General features: G+C 69.9%; 14 protein-coding genes. 10 read left to right on the top strand and 4 right to left on the bottom strand.

Translation table 11 applies throughout. The annotated features are described in order from the left end of the window. Positions 1–2: 2 nt before the first annotated feature. The 7 genes from ACH4TL_RS19125 to ACH4TL_RS19095 all read left to right on the top strand — a co-directional run bounded on the left by ACH4TL_RS19125 (position 3) and on the right by ACH4TL_RS19095 (position 7,431). Entirely contained in the window at positions 3–764 is a 762-nt protein-coding gene (locus tag ACH4TL_RS19125) for a DeoR/GlpR family DNA-binding transcription regulator (protein ID WP_398315525.1), read from the top strand. After that, entirely contained in the window at positions 761–2,131 is a 1,371-nt protein-coding gene (locus ACH4TL_RS19120; RefSeq protein ID WP_398315523.1) for a 6-phospho-beta-glucosidase, read from the top strand. The genes ACH4TL_RS19125 and ACH4TL_RS19120 overlap by 4 nt, the downstream gene beginning before the upstream one ends. A 308-nt stretch (positions 2,132–2,439) precedes the next feature. Then, positions 2,440–3,201, top strand: a complete 762-nt coding sequence (locus ACH4TL_RS19115) for a DeoR/GlpR family DNA-binding transcription regulator (RefSeq protein ID WP_398315521.1) — start codon at positions 2,440–2,442, stop codon at positions 3,199–3,201. A 55-nt stretch (positions 3,202–3,256) separates the two neighbouring features. After that, on the top strand, positions 3,257–4,612 hold the full coding sequence (locus ACH4TL_RS19110) for an ABC transporter substrate-binding protein (RefSeq protein ID WP_398315519.1): 1,356 nt from the start codon (positions 3,257–3,259) through the stop codon (positions 4,610–4,612). Next, complete coding sequence (locus ACH4TL_RS19105) at positions 4,605–5,570, top strand: carbohydrate ABC transporter permease (protein ID WP_398315517.1); 966 nt, start codon at positions 4,605–4,607, stop codon at positions 5,568–5,570. The genes ACH4TL_RS19110 and ACH4TL_RS19105 overlap by 8 nt, the downstream gene beginning before the upstream one ends. After that, the gene (locus ACH4TL_RS19100; protein ID WP_398315515.1) at positions 5,567–6,445 is read left to right on the top strand and encodes a carbohydrate ABC transporter permease; all 879 of its coding nucleotides are present in this window, start codon (positions 5,567–5,569) and stop codon (positions 6,443–6,445) included. Before ACH4TL_RS19105 ends, ACH4TL_RS19100 begins: the two co-directional genes overlap by 4 nt. Then, positions 6,442–7,431, top strand: coding sequence for a zinc-dependent alcohol dehydrogenase family protein (locus ACH4TL_RS19095; RefSeq protein ID WP_398315513.1), 990 nt, complete (start codon positions 6,442–6,444; stop codon positions 7,429–7,431). The genes ACH4TL_RS19100 and ACH4TL_RS19095 overlap by 4 nt, the downstream gene beginning before the upstream one ends. 82 nt (positions 7,432–7,513) lie before the next feature. On the opposite strand, the gene ACH4TL_RS19090 is transcribed toward ACH4TL_RS19095, so the two are convergent. Further along, the gene (locus ACH4TL_RS19090; RefSeq protein ID WP_398315511.1) at positions 7,514–8,281 is read right to left on the bottom strand and encodes an HpcH/HpaI aldolase/citrate lyase family protein; all 768 of its coding nucleotides are present in this window, start codon (positions 8,279–8,281) and stop codon (positions 7,514–7,516) included. 186 nt (positions 8,282–8,467) lie between these two features. On the opposite strand from ACH4TL_RS19090, the gene ACH4TL_RS19085 reads away from it, so the two are divergent. Further along, positions 8,468–9,259, top strand: coding sequence for a DeoR/GlpR family DNA-binding transcription regulator (locus ACH4TL_RS19085; RefSeq protein ID WP_398315509.1), 792 nt, complete (start codon positions 8,468–8,470; stop codon positions 9,257–9,259). Between the two features lie 66 nt (positions 9,260–9,325). On the opposite strand, the gene ACH4TL_RS19080 is transcribed toward ACH4TL_RS19085, so the two are convergent. Next, positions 9,326–9,868 (bottom strand): snapalysin family zinc-dependent metalloprotease, encoded by a 543-nt coding sequence (locus tag ACH4TL_RS19080; protein ID WP_398315507.1) that lies wholly within the window; start codon positions 9,866–9,868, stop codon positions 9,326–9,328. 236 nt (positions 9,869–10,104) lie between these two features. Between ACH4TL_RS19080 and ACH4TL_RS19075 the strand changes: the two genes are divergently transcribed. Continuing rightward, positions 10,105–10,650: a YceI family protein gene (locus ACH4TL_RS19075; RefSeq protein WP_398315505.1), complete on the top strand. Its 546-nt coding sequence runs from the start codon at positions 10,105–10,107 to the stop codon at positions 10,648–10,650. Between the two features lie 34 nt (positions 10,651–10,684). Continuing rightward, positions 10,685–12,559 carry a DNA helicase RecQ gene (recQ, locus tag ACH4TL_RS19070; RefSeq protein WP_398315503.1) on the top strand — a complete coding sequence of 625 codons (1,875 nt, stop codon included), beginning with the start codon at positions 10,685–10,687 and terminating at the stop codon, positions 12,557–12,559. Positions 12,560–12,714: 155 nt separating this feature from the next. Here the strand turns inward: recQ and ACH4TL_RS19065 are convergent, their stop codons facing one another. Continuing rightward, the gene (locus ACH4TL_RS19065) at positions 12,715–14,862 is read right to left on the bottom strand and encodes an OmpL47-type beta-barrel domain-containing protein (protein ID WP_398316043.1); all 2,148 of its coding nucleotides are present in this window, start codon (positions 14,860–14,862) and stop codon (positions 12,715–12,717) included. A gap of 56 nt (positions 14,863–14,918) precedes the next feature. Continuing rightward, positions 14,919–17,309: a ThuA domain-containing protein gene (locus ACH4TL_RS19060; protein WP_398316041.1), complete on the bottom strand. Its 2,391-nt coding sequence runs from the start codon at positions 17,307–17,309 to the stop codon at positions 14,919–14,921. Positions 17,310–17,569: the final 260 nt, after the last annotated feature.

The following is a 17,569-nucleotide window of genomic DNA, read 5'->3' as shown; positions in this document are numbered from 1 at the left end:
CCATGCTGCGAGAGACCCGCCACGAGAAGCTGCTGGACATCCTCGGCGCGGAGGGTGTGCTGCCGATCGGGGAGATCGCCAAGCGCCTGGCGGTCAGCGAGGCCACGGCCCGCCGGGACCTCGCCGAGCTGGGCCGGGCGGGCAGGCTGACCCGGGTCTACGGCGGCGCGGTGGCCGCCGCCACCCCGGACGAGGAGCGCCCGTTCGGCGAGGTGGCGGTCGACGAGCCGGAGGAGAAGGCGGACGTGGCCCGGCGCGCGGCGGAGCTGGTCGCGGACGGCGATGTGCTGCTGCTGGACATCGGCACCACCACGCTCCATCTCGCCCGGCTGCTGCGCGGCCGTCCGGTCACCATCGTGACCAGCAATCTGGCGATCTACGACGAGCTGCGCGACGACCCCGAGGTGACGCTGATCCTGCTGGGCGGGCAGGTGCGCGCCAACTACCGCTCGGTGGTCGGCTTCCTCACCGAGTCCAACCTCCGCCAGCTGCGGGTGGGGCGGCTCTTCCTCGGCGCGAGCGGGGTGCTGGCGGACGGCAGCGTGCTGGACAGCACCCATGTGGAGGTGCCCGTGAAGCGGGCGATGCTCGGCTCGGCCCGCGAGGTTGTCCTGCTGGTCACCGCGGGCAAGTTCCCGGGCGAGACCGGGCTGGCCCGGATCTGCGGCCCGCAGGAGATCGACACCCTGATCACCAACAAGACATCCGACCCGGCGACGCTCGAAGTGTTCCGCGCGGCCGATGTGGAGGTAATGACCGTATGAGGCTGACCGTGCTGGGGGGCGGCGGTTTCCGGCTGCCGCTGGTGTACCGGGCGCTGCTGGAGGACGCCGGGGACGAGGCCGGGCGCTGCACCGAGCTGGTGCTGTACGACACCGACCCCCGCCGGCTGGACGCGATCGGCGCGGTCCTGGCCGAGCAGGCGAAGGAGCATCCGGCCGACCGTCCCGCCCCGCCCGCGGTGCGGGCCACCACCGACCTCGACGACGCGCTGCGCGGCACCGACTTCGTGTTCTCGGCGATCCGGGTCGGCGGCCTCGAGGGCCGGGCCCGCGACGAGCGGATCCCGCTCGCCGAGGGCGTCCTCGGGCAGGAGACGGTCGGCGCGGGCGGGGTGCTGTACGGGCTGCGCACCCTGCCGGTGGCGACGCGGATCGCCGAGCGCGTCGCCACCGTGGCGCCGGACGCCTGGGTCATCAACTTCACCAACCCCGCGGGCATGGTCACCGAGGCGATGCGGCGGGTGCTGGGCGACCGGGTGATCGGCATCTGTGACTCGCCGGTCGGGCTGTGCCGCCGGGCGGCGCGGGCGCTGGGCACGGACCCGGACCGGGCGGTCTACGACTACGTGGGCCTCAACCACCTGGGCTGGCTGCGGGGCGTGGTGGTGGACGGCCGGGACCGGATGCCCGAACTGCTGGCCGACGCCGGGGCGCTGGAGTCCTTCGAGGAGGGCAAGCTGTTCGGGGCGGAGTGGCTGCGGACGCTGGGCGCGCTGCCCAACGAGTATCTGCACTACTACTACTTCAACCGCGAGGCGGTGGCCTCCATCCGGCAGGCCCCGGCCACCCGGGGGGAGTTCCTGCGCGAGCAGCAGGCCCGGTTCTACGAGACGGCCCGCACCGCCGGCGGCGGGGCGCTCGCGGCCTGGGAGCGGACCCGGCTGGAGCGCGAGACCACCTACCTGGCCGCGAGCCGGGAGGCCAGCGGCGGCTGGGAGCGCGACTCCTGCGATCTGGACGGCGGCGGCTACGACCGGATCGCGCTGGCCCTCATGCGGGCCATCGCCCGCGACGAGCGCACCACGCTGATCCTCAACGTCGGCAACCGCACGGCCGTCCCCGGTCTTGACGCGGACGCGGTGGTGGAGGTGCCCTGCCTGGTGGACGCGGGCGGGGCGCGCCCGATGGCCACCGGCGCGGTGGCGGCGGACCAGCTCGGGCTGATGCTGTCGCTGAAGGCGGTCGAACGCGCGACGATCGAGGCGGCCGACGCGATGGGGGCGGCCGGGTCCGGTGGCACCGCCGCCGCCCGGAGCGCGGCCCTGCGCGCCCTCGCGCTGCATCCACTGGTCGACTCGGTCAACGTGGCGAGCCGCATCCTCGACGCCTCGGGGCTGCCGGCGGCGTAGGGACTGCCGACGGCGTGGCCCACGGGCCTAACACATGTCCGAACGGGCTTTCCCTAGACCTTGATCACGCCCGATCGGGCTTCCTTTCGGCCATCTTTTCGGAAACGGGCGGCAAACGGGCACGCCCCGCGCCGACCCAGGCGTCCGCGATCCTCGCCACACCTTCACCCACCCGATCTGACCTGCTGAGATAACGTTAAAGAAACGGGCACATCCGGTCAGGATCTGTCCCGTGCCAAGCCTGGCCACTCCGGTTGCGTGCTTGTAAAACTTCTCGCCAAGCCCGAAGAAGAAGCAGGTGATGCGGTGTGGACGCGGAGGAACGCCGTCGGGAGATCCTCGACATGGCGCGGCGTGCCGGGGTCGTCGACGTCGGCAAGCTCGCCGCGGACCTCGGAGTGTCCAAGGAGACGGTGCGCCGCGATCTGCGCGTGCTGGAGCAGCACGGTCTGGTCCGGCGCACCCATGGCGGCGCGTACCCCGTGGAGAGCGCCGGTTTCGAGACCACCCTCGCCTTCCGCACCACCATGCACGTACCCGAGAAGTCGCGGATCGCGACCGCTGCCGCGGAGCTGCTGGGCGACGCCGAGACGGTCTACATCGACGAGGGCTTCACCCCCCAGCTGATCGCCGAGGCCCTGCCCCGGGACCGGCCGCTCACCGTGATCACCGCCTCCCTCGCGACCGCGAGCGGGCTCGCGGGCCGCGAGAACACCACCGTGCTGCTGCTGGGCGGCCGGGTCCGCGGCGGCACCATGGCCACCGTCGACCACTGGGCCACCCACATGCTCGCCGGTTTCGTCATCGACCTGGCGTTCATCGGCGCCAACGGCATCTCCCGGCAGTACGGGCTCACCACGCCCGACCCGGCGGTCAGCGAGGTCAAGGCGCAGGTGGTCCGGGTGTCCCGGCGCAAGGTGTTCTCCGGGGTACACACCAAGTTCGGGGCCGTCAGCTTCTGCCGGTTCGCGGACGTGTCCGACTTCGAGACGATCGTGACCGACACCGGGCTGCCCGTGACCGAAGCCCACCGGTATTCGCTGCTGGGCCCGCAGATCCTCCGGGTCTGACCTCACCGCCCCTTCCCCTTCCCCCTCTCCCCACGTCCCTCCGATTGGACCCGTTATGCCAGTCCTGACACTTCGTGCTGCCCGGATACCGGTTGTGGCCCTGACCGCGGGCGCGCTCCTCGCGGGGTGCGCCGGTATGGGCGGCGGCAGCTCCGGCGGCAACACCATCAATGTGCTGATGGTGAACAACCCGCAGATGATGGAATTGCAGAAGCTGACCGCGAAGCACTTCACCAAGAAGACGGGCATCAAGGTCAAGTTCACGGTCCTGCCGGAGAACGATGTCCGCGACAAGATCAGTCAGGACTTCTCCAATCAGGCCGGGCAGTACGACGTCGCCACCATCAGCAATTTCGAGGTGCCGTTCTTCGCCGAGAACAGCTGGCTGATGCCGCTGGACGAGCATGTCGCCAAGGACAAGGCGTTCGACCAGAAGGACATCCTTCCGCCGATGCGGGAGTCGCTGACGGCCGGTGACGGCCAGCTGTACGCGGAGCCCTTCTACGGCGAGTCGTCGTTCCTGATGTACCGCAAGGACATCTTCGCCGAGAAGCATCTGAAGATGCCCGAGCGGCCCACCTGGAACCAGGTGGCCGATCTCGCCGCCAAGGCCGACGGCGCCCGCAAGGGGATGAACGGCATCTGTCTGCGCGGGCTGCCCGGCTGGGGCGAGCTGATGGCCCCGCTCACCACGGTCGTCAACACCTTCGGCGGCACCTGGTTCACCAAGGACTGGAAGGCGCGGCTGACCTCGCCCGAGTTCGTCAAGGCGACCAAGTTCTATGTCGACCTGGTGCGCAAGCACGGCGAGGCGGGCGCCCCCCAGTCCGGCTTCGCCGAATGCCTCAACAACCTCACCCAGGGCAAGAGCGCCATGTGGTACGACGCCACCTCGGCAGCCGGGTCGCTGGAGGCAAGCAAGTCCCCGGTCAAGGGCAAGATCGGATACGTCCAGGCGCCGGTGGAGAAGACCAAGAGCTCGGGCTGGCTCTACACCTGGGCCTGGGGCATCCAGAAGGCGTCCCGCAACCCCGACAAGGCGTGGAAGTTCATCTCCTGGGCCTCCAGCAAGGAGTACGAGAACCTGGTCGGCAAGACGTTCGGCTGGTCCAACGTGCCCGCGGGCAAACGCGCCTCCACCTACGCCAACCAGGACTACAACAAGTCCGCCGGCGCCTTCTCCGAGGTGACCAGGAAGGCCATCACCAGCGCCAAGCCGCGCGATCCCGGCGTGCAGGAGCGGCCGACCATCGGCATCCAGTTCGTCGACATCCCCGAATTCGCCGATCTCGGCACCAAGGTCGCCCAGGAGATCAGCGCCGCCATCGCCGGTAAGCAGTCCGTCGACGAGGCATTGAAGACATCGCAGAAGCTGGCCGAGAAGGTGGGCGAGGAGTACCGAGATGAGTAATCCGACAACCGCGGTCCCCGTCCGCGGCAAGCGCCCGCCGACCGCGGCCGCCGCCTCGCCGAACACCTCCCGGCCGCAGCGGAACCGGGCACGGGAGTGGGCCACCCGGGCACCGCTGATGCCCGCCCTGATCTTCCTGATCGTGGTCACCCAGCTGCCGTTCGTGGCGACGCTGGTGATCTCCCTCTTCGACTGGAACTCGTTCCGCCCCGACAACCGCGAGTTCGCCGGTCTGGAGAACTACCAGACCGTGGTGAGCGACGCGGCGCTGCGCGAATCGATCGTCACCACCGTGCTGCTGACCGCCAGTGTGGTCATCGTCAGCGTGGTGCTGGGGCTGGCGCTGGCGCTGCTGCTGGACCGCAAGTTCCGCGGCCGGGGACTCGTCCGGACGATGCTCATCGCGCCGTTCCTGCTGGTGCCGGTGGCCTCGGCGCTACTGTGGAAGCATGCGCTGTACAACCCCGAATACGGGCTGTTCAACGGCGTCCTCAACTGGCTGGGCGGGCCCCAGCCGCAGTGGCTCAGCGATATGCCGCTCATGGCGGTGGAGGCGTCGCTGATCTGGCAGTGGACGCCGTTCATGATGCTCATCCTGCTGGCCGGGCTCCAGAGCCGGCCGCTGGACATGATCGAGGCGGCCCGGCTGGACGGCGCGGGCAACTGGCAGATCTTCCGCTTCCTCACCCTGCCCCATCTGCGGCGCTATCTGGAGCTGGGCACGCTGCTCGGGTCGATCTACATCGTGCAGAACTTCGACGCGGTGTTCACCCTCACCCGTGGCGGGCTCGACACCGCGAACCTCCCCTACACCATCTACGAAACCTTCTACAACGCCCACGAATACGGGCTGGCATCGGCGGCGGGTGTGCTGGTCGTGATCGGCACGATCATCATCGCCACCTTCGCGCTGCGCGTGGTGTCGTCCCTCTTCCGTGAGGAGGCGTCCCGCGCATGACCACCCTGACCGCCCCCGCCGCCATCACCGCGGTTCCGCCGGCCACCCGGCGGGCCAAGCGGCGCGGTGCCGCGCTCGGCCTGCTGGCCTGGTTCATCGGCATCATGTTCGTGCTGCCCGTGCTGTGGATGCTGCTCACCTCGTTCCACTCCGAGGCCGACGCCGCCACCAACCCGCCCTCGCTGGCCGCCCCGCTGACCCTCGACGGCTACAAGGCGTTCTTCGGCGTGGACGGCGGGGCCAGCCCCTGGCCCGCGCTGCTCAACTCGGTGGGCACGTCCGTCTTCTCCACCCTCTTCGTGCTGGTACTGGCGCTTCCGGCCGCGTTCGCGCTGTCGATCCGGCCGGTCCGCAAGTGGACCGACGTCATGTTCTTCTTCCTGTCCACCAAGATGCTTCCGGTGGTGGCCGGGCTGCTGCCGGTGTACCTGTTCGCGAAGGACACCGGCTTCCTGGACAACGTCTGGCTGCTCGTCATCCTCTACACGTCGATGAACCTGCCGATCGCCGTGTGGATGATGCAGTCCTTCCTCGCCGACATCCCGGTGTCCATCATCGAGGCCGCCCAGATGGACGGCGCCCGGCTGACGACCATCCTGTGGCGGGTCGTCGCCCCGATCGCCGGTCCCGGCATCGCCGCCACCTCGCTGATCTGTTTCATCTTCAGCTGGAACGAAATGCTGTTCGCCCAGGTGCTCACCGGCGTGGTCGCCCAGACCGCACCGGCCTTCCTGACCGGCTTCGTCACCAGCCAGGGGCTGTTCCTGGCCCAGGTGTGCGCCGCGTCGATCGTCATCTCCCTGCCGGTGCTCGCCGCGGGGTTCGCCGCCCAGGACAAACTCGTCCAGGGCCTGTCGCTAGGAGCAGTCAAATGAGGGCCGCCGTCATCGAAGCACCCGGCAAGGTCACCGTCGCCACGGTCGCTGACCCGGCGCCTGGCCCCCGCGAGGTCGTCGTCGACGTGGCGGCCTGCGGGCTGTGCGGAACCGATCTGCACATCCTCCAGGGGGAGTTCGCGCCCACCCTGCCGATCATTCCCGGCCATGAATTCGCCGGTGAGGTCGTGGGGATCGGCAAGGACGTCACCGAGCTGGCGGTCGGCGACCGGGTCGCGGTCGACCCCTCCCTGCACTGCCACGAATGCCGCTACTGCCGCATCGGCCGGGGCAACCTGTGCGACAACTGGAACGCCATCGGGGTCAGCGTGCCCGGCGGCGCCGCCGAGTTCGCCATCGCGCCGGTGGCCAACTGCGTCAAGCTCCCCGAGCACGTGGACGTCGGCGACGCGGCCCTCATCGAGCCGCTGTCCTGCGCGGTGCGCGGCTACGACGTGCTCAGCGGCAACCTGGGCGCCGAAGTGCTCATCTACGGCTCCGGCACCATGGGGCTGATGATGCTGGAGCTGGCCAAGCGGACCGGCGCCACCAGCGTCGACGTCCTCGACGTCAACCCCGAGCGGCTGTCGACCGCCAAGACCCTCGGCTGCTCCCGGTCCGCGGGCTCGGCCGACGAACTCGACCAGCCGCGCGGCTGGGACGTGGTCATCGACGCCACCGGCAACCAGGCCGCCATCCAGGACGGGCTCGGCCGGGTCGCCAAGGCGGGCACGTTCCTCCAGTTCGGGGTCTCCGACTACGCGACGCGGGCCACCATCGAGCCGTACAAGATCTACAACCAGGAGATCACCATCACCGGCTCCATGGCGGTCCTGCACAGCTACGAGCGCGCCGCCGGGCTCTTCGCCTCCGGTGTCCTCGACCCGAAGATCTTCATCAGCCACCGGATGCCGCTCGCCGAGTACCCCGAGGCGCTGGAGCAGTTCCGGTCAGGGCAGGGACGCAAGATCGTGGTCGAGCCGTAGTCACGGCGATCGTGTGCGGATGACGGCCCAGGCCCCGGGGGGCCTGGGCCGTCGCCGTGGTCGCCGACGCGGCGGCCGCCGCCTAGTCGGTGGCCGCGCGGAGATGGGCCGCTGCGGCCTGCTCCAGATGGGTCAGGTCGCTGCTGACCGTGGCGAACGTGAAGCCCCTGGCCAGCCGCCTCGCGGCGGTGGCGCCGTCCGGGCAGTGAATTCCGGCCGCGATCCCGGCCGTTTCCGCGGCGCGCGCGACCCTCTCCAGCGCCGCGCCGAACCGTTCCGCCACCGAGGGGTCGGTGGACGTCCGTCCGCCGAGGGCGATCGTGAGGTCGGACGGGCCGATGTAGACGCCGTCCAGACCCTCCGTCGCACAGATCTCCTCCGTGTTGCCCAGCGCCTCCGCCGTTTCGATCATCACGACGCAGGCGACCTGCTCGTTCGCCTCGGCCGGGGCGGGGCCGACGCGCAGGCCCGACCGCATCGGGCCGTAGCTGCGGACGCCGAAGGGCGGGTAGCGGCTGGCGCTCACCGCGGCGGCGGCCTCCTCTGCGGTGTTCACGAGGGGGACGATGACGCCACGGGCGCCCGCGTCCAGGGCCTGGCCGATCCGGAAGGCGTCGTTGGCGGGGACGCGCACCATTCCGGCGGCGGTGCCGCGGGCGTCGATGGCGGTCATCGCGCCGAGGGTGCCCTTGTAGTCGAGCAGCCCGTGCTGGGCGTCGACGCAGATGTAGTCGTAGCCCAGCCCGGCCAGCCGCTCGGTGCCGACGGGGTTGTCGAGGACGACCCAGTAGCCGAGGATCCGCTGGCGCGCGCGGAGCCGGCGCGCGAAGTCGGCGGGGGAAGCGTTCATGCTCCTCAGCTTTCCCCGGTTCCTCTCCCCGAGTCGAGGGTGATGCGTGATGTGAGCACCACGGCCAGCTTTGTGGCGCATAACGCGCAGAATTGGCGACCATACGGCACGGAACGCGCAGACTGATAGTGTTCTCCCCCAGTCACGCAGAGTCGCCCACAGTCGCGGAGAGGATGGCAGGCGCAGATGACATCCAACGGGGAAGGTCAGCGGCGACTGCGCGCCTCCGACCGCCGGGAACTGATCGCCCGTACCATCCGGACCGATGGCACGGTGGTCGTTGAGGAGCTGGCGCGATCGCTGGAGGTGACCCCCTCCACCATCCGCCGGGATCTCGCGCTGCTCACCGAGCAGGGCGCGATCGCCCGCACCTACGGCGGTGCGATGAGCGCGGGGCACACCGTCGAGCCGACGCTGGGGCAGCGCAGCGGGCTCGCGGTCGCCGAGAAGGACCGCATCGGGCGGTGGGCCGCCGCACGGATCGGGCAGGGCGACACCGTCATCCTGGACGCGGGCACCACCACCGGGCGCCTCGCCCACCATCTGCGGGGCCGCACCGAACTCACGGTGATCACCAGCGGGTTGACGGCGGTGCGCGCTCTGGCCGAGGTGGACGGCGTCGAGCTGATCACCCTCGGCGGGCGGCTGCGCCATGTCAGCCAGGGCTTCGTCGGTCCGCTCGCCGAACTGACCCTCTCCCGGCTCACCGCGGACAAGGTCTTCCTGGGCGCCGACGGGCTCGACGCGCGGCGCGGCATCTGCGAGGCCAGTCTCCAGCAGACCTCGCTGAAGGAGATGATGGCCGGCCGTGCCCGGGAGATCTTCGTGCTGGCCGACAGCAGCAAGCTGGGCCAGTCCCCGTTCACCGCGTGGGCCCCGCTGGACCGGCCGTGGACGCTGGTCACCGACAGCGGCGCCACCGATGACCAGCTCGCACCGTTCCGCGCGCTCCCCGACACCGAAGTGATCACCGTATGAGAGAGGGCGGGCCGGGAGTCCCCTCCCGGCCCGCCCACCCGTTGCGTTCACCCGGTCGAGCCCCGGTCAGTCCTTGTACGCGGCTGCCGTCGCGCCGGACTTCTCCAGGAGCGCGAAGGCGTCCTCGACCTCGGCCTTCTCGGCCGCGTTGGGGTTGGCGTTGGTGCAGGACGTACCGGCGCTGGCGCCGGACATCAGGCTGGAGCAGGGCCCCGGCTTCACATCGGGCAGGCCCAGGATGTGGCCCATCTCGTGCGAGGCGATCCGTACGGTGTTGTGGCCCTCGTCCACGGCCTGCCGTCCGAAGTAGATCGTGCCGCTGCCGAGCGCGGTGACCTGGGCGCGGGGCCAGCCGTTGTCCGCGACGACGCGGAGGTTGGCCCGCTGGCCGGAGGCGACCGGCTTGAGCTGTACGTTCTGCACACTCTGGTTCCAGACCGCCGCGCCCTTGGTCACCGCGTCCTTGAACTCGGCGGCCCCGCTGGCGTCGTACGTGACCACGCGCGCGGCGGCGTCGGGCGCCGGGGCGGCCACCGCCTGGCCGCCCGCCAGGGCGAGTACCGCCGCGATCGCGGCCGGTAGGGCGCGGACGAGTCTGCTGGATGTCACATCGGCCTCCTCGTGGGGAAAGGATCCATCTGGACGCGCACATGACGAACCGTCATGTCTCAACGGCCACTGTGCCCACGTCCGCCCCCATCCAACCCGCTCCCCCGCGGCCACGTCACACCGGGGTCAGGGCGGCGCAGTTGGCAGATCCCCGCGTCCGAAACCTCCCCCCGCCCCGCGGGTTCTCCCTAAGCTGCTGTGCAACTCGTTCCACCCCTATCAAGGACGTGATCGCCATGGCGGACACCGCCGATTCCACCCCTGCCCCCGTCTCGCCGTCCGCCGTCGAGGCGGGCCGCTGGGTCCTGGACCCGGCCGGGTCCACGGTCCGCGTCCGGCAGAAGACGTTCTGGGGACTGATGACTGTGAACGGTGTCTTCAAGGGCGTCAGCGGGGAGGGCGAAGTGGCGGCGGACGGCTCCGCGCGCGGCACCCTGACCATCGACGCCGCGTCGCTGGACACCCAGAACGCCAAGCGCGACGAGCATCTGCGCAGCAAGGACTTCCTCGACACGGACCACCACCCCGAGATCGTCTTCGTGGTCTCGAGTGCGGTGCCCGGCGAGAGTGCCGCCGTCGCGGTCGACGGCGAGCTGACCATCCTGGGCAACCCCCGCCCGCTGTCCTTCACGGCGCGGCTCACCGAGGCCACCGCCGAAGCCGTCACGCTCACCGCCGACGTCGATGTCGACCGCACCCGCTTCGGCATGACCTGGAACAAGCTGGGGATGATGCCGGGCGCCGCCGCGATGACCGTCACCGCGCGCTTCACCCGCCGTTGACCAGGGCACCCCGCCGGGCCTCTAGAATCGGCGGATGGCTCTTCCCGAAAACGGACCCGATGTCGTTAACGGCCCCGATGGCAGCGAGGCCCTGCGCGTGCTGCACCGCGTCTTCGGCTATGACGCGTTCCGGGGAGGCCAGCAGGAGATCATCGAGCATGTCATAGCCGGTGGTGACGCACTGGTCCTGATGCCGACCGGCGGCGGCAAGTCGCTGTGCTACCAGATCCCCGCGCTCGTGCGGAAGGGGGTCGGGGTGGTCATCTCGCCGCTGATCGCGCTCATGCAGGACCAGGTCGACGCCCTGAGGAACCTCGGCGTGCGGGCCGGGTTCCTCAACTCCACCCAGGACCTGGACGAGCGGCGGCTGGTGGAGGCCGAGTTCCTCGCGGGCGAGCTGGACCTGCTCTATCTGGCGCCCGAGCGGCTGCGCGTGGAGTCCACGCTGCGGCTGCTGGACCGGGGCACGGTCTCGCTGTTCGCCATCGACGAGGCGCACTGCGTGGCCCAGTGGGGGCACGACTTCCGGCCCGACTATCTGGCCCTGTCCGAGCTGCACGAGCGCTGGCCCACGGTGCCCCGGATCGCGCTGACCGCGACCGCCACCGAGGCCACCCACGCGGAGATCGCGTCCCGGCTGAAGCTCCAGGACGCCCATCACTTCGTGGCGAGCTTCGACCGCCCCAACATCCAGTACCGGATCGCCCCGAAGAACGAGCCGAAGAAGCAGCTGCTGGAGCTGTTGCGCGGCGAGCACCAGGGCGACGCCGGAATCGTCTACTGCCTGTCCCGCTCCTCGGTGGAGAAGACGGCCGGGTTCCTGGTGAGCAACGGGATCGAGGCGGTGCCGTACCACGCGGGTCTCGACGCCCGGGTCCGCGCCGAGAACCAGGCGCGCTTCCTGCGGGAGGACGGCCTGGTCGTGGTGGCGACGATCGCGTTCGGCATGGGCATCGACAAGCCGGACGTGCGGTTCGTGGCCCATCTGGATCTGCCCAAGTCCGTCGAGGGCTACTACCAGGAGACGGGCCGCGCCGGGCGGGACGGGCTGCCGTCCACCGCATGGCTGGCGTACGGGCTCCAGGACGTGATCCAGCAGCGGAAGATGATCGACACCTCCGAGGGCGACGACGCCCACCGGCGCAAGCTGGGTGCGCATCTGGAGGCGATGCTGGCGCTGTGCGAGACGGTGGAATGCCGCCGGGTCCAGCTGCTGGCGTACTTCGGCCAGCAGAGCACCGCGTGCGGCAACTGCGACACGTGTCTGACGCCGCCGGAGTCCTGGGACGGCACCATCCCGGCACAGAAGCTGCTGTCGACGGTGGTGCGGCTCAAGCGGGAGCGGAACCAGAAGTTCGGCGCCGGTCAGGTGATCGACATCCTGCTGGGCAAGAAGACGGCCAAGGTCATCCAGTTCGACCATGACGCGCTGTCGGTGTTCGGCATCGGCACCGAGCTGCGCGAGGCCGAATGGCGCGGTGTGGTACGGCAGTTGCTGGCCCAGGGGCTGATCGGCGTCGAGGGCGACTACGGCACGCTGGTGCTCACCGACGCGAGCGGCGAGGTGCTGGGGCGGGAGCGCGAGGTGCGGCTGCGGCGCGAGCCGGAGCAGGCGCGTACCGGCAAGTCGGCGAAGTCGGGCGCGTCCGGGTCGTCGCCGAAGTCCCGCAAGGCCGTGGTCGACCTGCCGGAGGAGGCGGTGCCGGTCTTCGAGCGGCTGCGCGCCTGGCGGGCGGCGACCGCGAAGGAGCAGGGTGTGCCCGCGTACGTCATCTTCCATGACGCGACGCTGCGCGAGGTCGCGACCGTGTTCCCCTCGACGCTGGACGAGCTGGGCGCGGTGAGCGGGGTCGGCGAGAACAAGCTGCTCAAGTACGGGCAGCAGATCCTGGACACGCTGGCGTCCTGACAGCACGTGCCAGGGCCCCGCTCCGCTGGTCGGGGCGGGGCTTTGGCATGTCGTGAGTACAGGGGTTACCGCTGAGTATTACCTCGGGTAACCTCGGAGTGAAGGTGGCCGCCGGGGGCTGGGGTACTCCGGCGGCCACTCACCTCCTCCCCCTGCTACAGCTCCTGGATCCGGATGTTGCGGAACGAGACCACATCACCGGTGCTGTGGTTCTGGAGGCCGATGTATCCGGAGGCGAACCGGCGGCCGTCGGTGCCCGGGTCGTCCGAGCGCGGCGGGGTGAAGTCCTGGCCCCCGGTGTTCTCGAACTCATTGATCAGCACACCGTTGCGGTAGATCGAGTAGTGCTGGCCGACCACCCGGATCTCGTAGTCGTTCCAGCTGCCCTTGGGCGTCACGCCCGCACCGCCGAGGCCGACCCGGTCGAAGCCGTAGATCGAGCCCGTCTTGTACATGTCGCCGTCCGGGCGGTCGTTGATCTGCACCTCGTGCCCGTACTTGATCGCGACCCACTCCGGGCGGGACTCCTCGGGGTGGTCGTTGACATCGGGGAAGCGGACGAAGACACCGCTGTTGGCGTTGCCCGTGCCCGGGGCGTCGTCACGGAACTGGAGCTTCAGCGAGAAGTCGTCATAGGTGCGCCGCGGGAACCACAGCATGCCCATGCCGTCGACCGTGGAGCTGCTGGTCATGGTGCCGTCGCCGTTCAGCCCGAAGGCGCCGCCGCCCACGTGCTGCCACTGGTCGAACGACTTCTTCGTCCCGTCGAAGAGGTCGCGGTAGCCCTCGCTCTGGCCGGGCTTGCCGATCCCGGACTCGTCGGCGGCCTTGTTGATGGCCTCGTTCTCACGCTGGTCGATGACACCGTCGGAGAGCAGCTTCCCGGTCACCGAGGTGACGTGCTTGAGGAAGAGGGCGTGCGAGGACCAGTCCTTCTCGTCCTCGATCAGCTCGTTGATGGTGCAGCGGCCACGGGTCATCCGGTTGGGGACGCCGGTGTCGACCGTGCCGACGATCACGGTCAGCCGCTCGTCCCACTCCGGGCACGCGGGTGCGGGCACGCCGCCGCCCTCGGCCACGGTGAACGCGAGCTGGCGGGCGGCCGAGGTGTTCCCGGCCTTGTCGGTGGCCCGGTGGGCGACGGTGTGGCGGCCGACCCGGTCGACGACGACGGGGGTGGTGTACGCCAGGTACGGGCCGCCGTCGAGGGAGTACTCGGTCTTCGCCACGCCGGAGTCGGCGTCGGTGGCGGTGATGGTCACCTTGGCGCTGCCGAGGTAGTTGCCGTCCGAGTTCTTGGTGCCCTCGGCCCTGGCCGAGGTCTCGGGCGGGGTGGTGTCCGTGCTCGGCGAGGCAACGACGGTGAAGTCCACCGACTTCACCTCCGAGGTGTTCCCGGCCCGGTCGGTGGCGCGGTAGCGCACCCCGTGCTTGCCGTGGGTGTTCACCATCACCGGTGCGGTGTACTTCGTGAAGTCGCCGCCGTCCAGGGCGTATTCGATGGTGTTGACGCCGGACCCGGTGTCGGAGGCCGTGATGGTGACGGTGGCCGTGTCGTAGTACGCACCGTCCGGACCCTGCTTCCCGGTCACCGTCGCCGAGGTCTCGGGTGGCGCGGTGTCGTCGGTCGGCGGGGCCACGACGCGGAAGTCCACGGATTTCACCGCGGAGGTGTTTCCCGCCTTGTCGGTGGCGCGGTAGCGGATGGTGTGCGTGCCCACCTCGTGGACCATCACCGGAGCGGTGTACGGCTGGAACGCCCCGTCCCCCACCGCGTACTCGATCCGGTCCACGCCCGAGCCCTCGTCGGTGGCCGACACCGCCACCGTGGCCATGCCGAGGTACGCACCGTCCGCGTCCCGCTCGCCCTCGACCTTCGCCGAGGTCGCGGGCGCGGTGGTGTCCGCGCCGCCGCCGTCCTCGGTGACCACGAGGATGCCCTGCATCTGGCCGTGGCCGGGGATGGTGCAGTAGTAGCGGTAGCGGCCCGGGGTCAGATTGACCTCGACGGAGTGCTTGCCGCCGCTGTCGTCGCCGGGGTTGGCGAGGATGTTCAGCGGGACGTCGTTGTTGTACTCGGGATCCGACACGTCGAAGGTGAGGGTGTGCGGCATTCCCATGGTGTTGCCGGTGGCGGTGCTGTTCTCGAAGACGATGGTGGTCTTCCCGGCGACCGCCGTGGTGGGCGCCGAGCCGTACTTCGTGATGTCGTCACCCGCGGTCCAGGTCAGCGTCTGCTGTGCCGCGGCCTTACCCGATGCCGCCGTGGCCGTGGACAGGCCGGTGGTCAGGCCGAGGACCATGAGCACCGCGGCGAGCAGCGCCGTCCACGGTCTGGGGGGTTTGGGTCGCCGTCGTCTCACCGCTGCTCCGCCTTCCTGGCCACGTCCTTGGCGAGCGGAGTGGGCTCGCCGCCCTTGTAGGTGATGTGCCACAGCGCCGACTTGGCGTCGGAGGTGAAGAAGCCGCGCCCGTAGTCGAGGACGTAGAGGGAGCCGTCCGGGGCGAACTTCCAGTCCATGAGGTTGCGGATGCCGTCGGCACCCACCGGGATGATCTTCTTGAGGGTTTCGGCGTGCACGGGCAGTCCGCCCTTGCCGACCGTCTTGGGGTCGGTGAGCACGGCGTGGCGCGGCTGGTCGGCGTCGTAGAAGTCGCCGACGAACCACTTGCCGTCCCAGTACGCGGGCCACTTGGTGGTGCTGTTGCTGTTCTCGTCGTAGCGGTAGACCGGGCCGTTCATGGTGGCCTGGCCGCCGCCCTTGAGCCACGGCAGCAGGTACTTCGCCTCCGACACCTTGTAGCTGGGGATGCCATTGGCATCGCGCGGATAGTCGGGGGCCCCGCCCTGGGGCGAGTACCAGATGGTGTTCCCGGTGACCGGCGGCAGGTTCACCAGGCCGTTGTTGTTGGGCGACTCGTTCTTGGGGTGGTCGCAGTCGTACCAGCCCAGCGGCTTGCTCGGATCGGGCAGGTTGCGGTCGCGGTACGGCTGCTTGTTGCCCATGCAGAACGGCCAGCCGTGGTTGCCCGCCTTGGTGATGGCGGCGAAGGTGTCGTACTTGGCGGGGCCCCAGGTGGTGCTGGGCTCGCCCGCGTCGGGGCCGACCCAGCCCGCGTAGAGGATGTCGGTCTTCTTGTCGACGAAGATCCGGGCCGGGTTGCGCACCCCCATGACGTAGATCTCGCCGCGGGTCTTGCCCCCGCCCTCGTCGGGCTCCTTGCCGGTGAACAGGTTGCCCTCGGGGAGGGTGTACGTGCCGTCGGCCTCGGGGTGGATCCGCAGGATCTTGCCGTTGAGGTTGTTGGTGTTCCCGGCGGTGCGGCGGGCGTCGGCGAAGGACACGCCCTTGTAGTTCGGCTGCGGGTTGTTGCCCGAGTAACCGTCGCTGAACTGGGAGGAGTTGTTGTCGCCCGTGGCGATGTAGAGGTTGCGCTTGGAGTCCCAGGCCATGCCGCCGCCCGCGTGGCAGCAGCTGTGGATCTGCACCGGCCAGGACAGCAGCACCTTCTCCGAGCCGAGGTCGAGCTTGTTCGTCTGGAGGTTCAGGGTGAAGCGGGAGACCCGGCGCTCGGCCATCTGGGTGTCGCGGTTGATCCGGGAGTGCGGGGTGTAGTGCAGATACACCCAGCCGTTGGTGAGGAAGTCCGGGTCCAGCTCGATGCCGAGCAGCCCCTCCTCGTTCTTGATCAACTCATCGCCGCCGCCCTTGTTGCCGAAGACGGTGAGCGCACCGGCGAGCGTCACCTTGCCGGTCTTGGGGTCGTAGATGTGGATCTGGCCCTGGCCCTTGCCGATGTCGGGGTTGTTCCAGTCGGTGACGACGGGCGCGCTGCCGTCGCTCCCGCCGCGGCCGATGTACAGCACCCGGCCGTCCGGCGCGGTGACCAGGCCGTGCGGCTCGCCGATCTGGTCCGCCTGTCCTGGCTGGTTGGGCTTGGTGACCCGCTCGGCCTTGTAGTTGGCGGTGATGGTGGCCTGGCAGTCGGCGCGGGCGAGGCGGGTGGTCCACAGCAGCGCGCCGCGCAGATGGGCGCGGAAGTCCGTCTCCCGGAAACCGGCGGCGGTGCCGCCCATGCCGGTGTAGAAGGACCGGCCGCCGTCGTAGTCACGGCACCAGGAGATGGGGTGGTCCCAGCCGTTGGCGCCGGTGCCCGGCTGATAGCTGCTCTCCCGCACCCGGGCGACGGTGTGCACCTGGCCGGAGGGGTTCGTCTTCCAGTTGAGCCAGGTGTCCGGGCGCTTCCACTCCAGCGGCAGATCCTTGGTGGCCGGGTTGTTGCGGTCGCCGACCTCGACGACGGCCCGCTGCACGGTGGTGGGGCTGGTGGTGGCGGGGCGGGCGCCGATCAGACCGGTGAACCAGTCCGAGTAGGGCTCGTTGCGGGCCGCGTCATGGATGCCGAGGAAGCCGCCGCCCGCCTCCATGTACGTTTCGAGCCCGGCTTCCTGCTCGGGGTCGAGCACATCGCCCGCACCGGTGAGGAAGACGACCGCGTTGTACGTGCCGAGCTTGGGCGCCGTGAAGACGGAGGCGTCGGCGGTGGCGTCGACCGTGAAGCGGGTGTCGGCCGGGCCCTGGTTGCCGATGCGCTCGATGGCCTCGATACCGGCGTCCACGGTGGGCGCCTCGTCCCCGGCCGAGCCGTGGAAGACCAGCACCTTGACGTCGTCCCCGCCCGGCGGGGACGGCAGCGCCAGCCGGGGGCGCTCCTCGGGGCGGGCGGCGGCAGGGGTGCCGCCGAGCATGGTCGCGGTGACGGCCCCGAACAGCAGGGCGGCCAACGCCGCGCGTCTCCTCCGCGGCCGACGCTTCGTCAGCCGATGCCTTTCCGAGGGCTTGTGGTACGGCTTGTCCCGCATGAGTAACCCATCCCTCTCCGGTACCGGATACACCGCTGAAGGAAGCTAGACGCCTTTTCGCGGTCCGCCAATAGCTATGACCGCAACTCGACGAACTTTGTCCTGAGTGTGGATGAACGGGCGTCCCGCCGCTACCGTGATGTCAT

This window comes from Streptomyces sp. NPDC021115, assembly GCF_044333065.1.
GTDB lineage: Bacteria > Actinomycetota > Actinomycetes > Streptomycetales > Streptomycetaceae > Streptomyces.
The sequence above is the reverse complement of the archived record's forward strand: the minus strand, read 5'-3'. Positions and strand labels throughout refer to the sequence as shown.

Bases quoted from the DNA above. Each gene is read 5' to 3' on its own strand.
- ACH4TL_RS19125 (WP_398315525.1), top strand. From the start codon at position 3: ATGCTGCGAGAGACCCGCCACGAGAAGCTGCTGGACATCCTCGGCGCG.
- ACH4TL_RS19120 (WP_398315523.1), top strand. From the start codon at position 761: ATGAGGCTGACCGTGCTGGGGGGCGGCGGTTTCCGGCTGCCGCTGGTG.
- ACH4TL_RS19110 (WP_398315519.1), top strand. From the start codon at position 3,257: ATGCCAGTCCTGACACTTCGTGCTGCCCGGATACCGGTTGTGGCCCTG.
- ACH4TL_RS19105 (WP_398315517.1), top strand. From the start codon at position 4,605: ATGAGTAATCCGACAACCGCGGTCCCCGTCCGCGGCAAGCGCCCGCCG.
- ACH4TL_RS19100 (WP_398315515.1), top strand. From the start codon at position 5,567: ATGACCACCCTGACCGCCCCCGCCGCCATCACCGCGGTTCCGCCGGCC.
- ACH4TL_RS19095 (WP_398315513.1), top strand. From the start codon at position 6,442: ATGAGGGCCGCCGTCATCGAAGCACCCGGCAAGGTCACCGTCGCCACG.
- ACH4TL_RS19090 (WP_398315511.1), bottom strand. From the start codon at position 8,281: ATGAACGCTTCCCCCGCCGACTTCGCGCGCCGGCTCCGCGCGCGCCAG.
- ACH4TL_RS19085 (WP_398315509.1), top strand. From the start codon at position 8,468: ATGACATCCAACGGGGAAGGTCAGCGGCGACTGCGCGCCTCCGACCGC.
- ACH4TL_RS19075 (WP_398315505.1), top strand. From the start codon at position 10,105: ATGGCGGACACCGCCGATTCCACCCCTGCCCCCGTCTCGCCGTCCGCC.
- recQ (WP_398315503.1), top strand. From the start codon at position 10,685: ATGGCTCTTCCCGAAAACGGACCCGATGTCGTTAACGGCCCCGATGGC.
- ACH4TL_RS19065 (WP_398316043.1), bottom strand. From the start codon at position 14,862: ATGGTCCTCGGCCTGACCACCGGCCTGTCCACGGCCACGGCGGCATCG.
- ACH4TL_RS19060 (WP_398316041.1), bottom strand. From the start codon at position 17,309: ATGCTCGGCGGCACCCCTGCCGCCGCCCGCCCCGAGGAGCGCCCCCGG.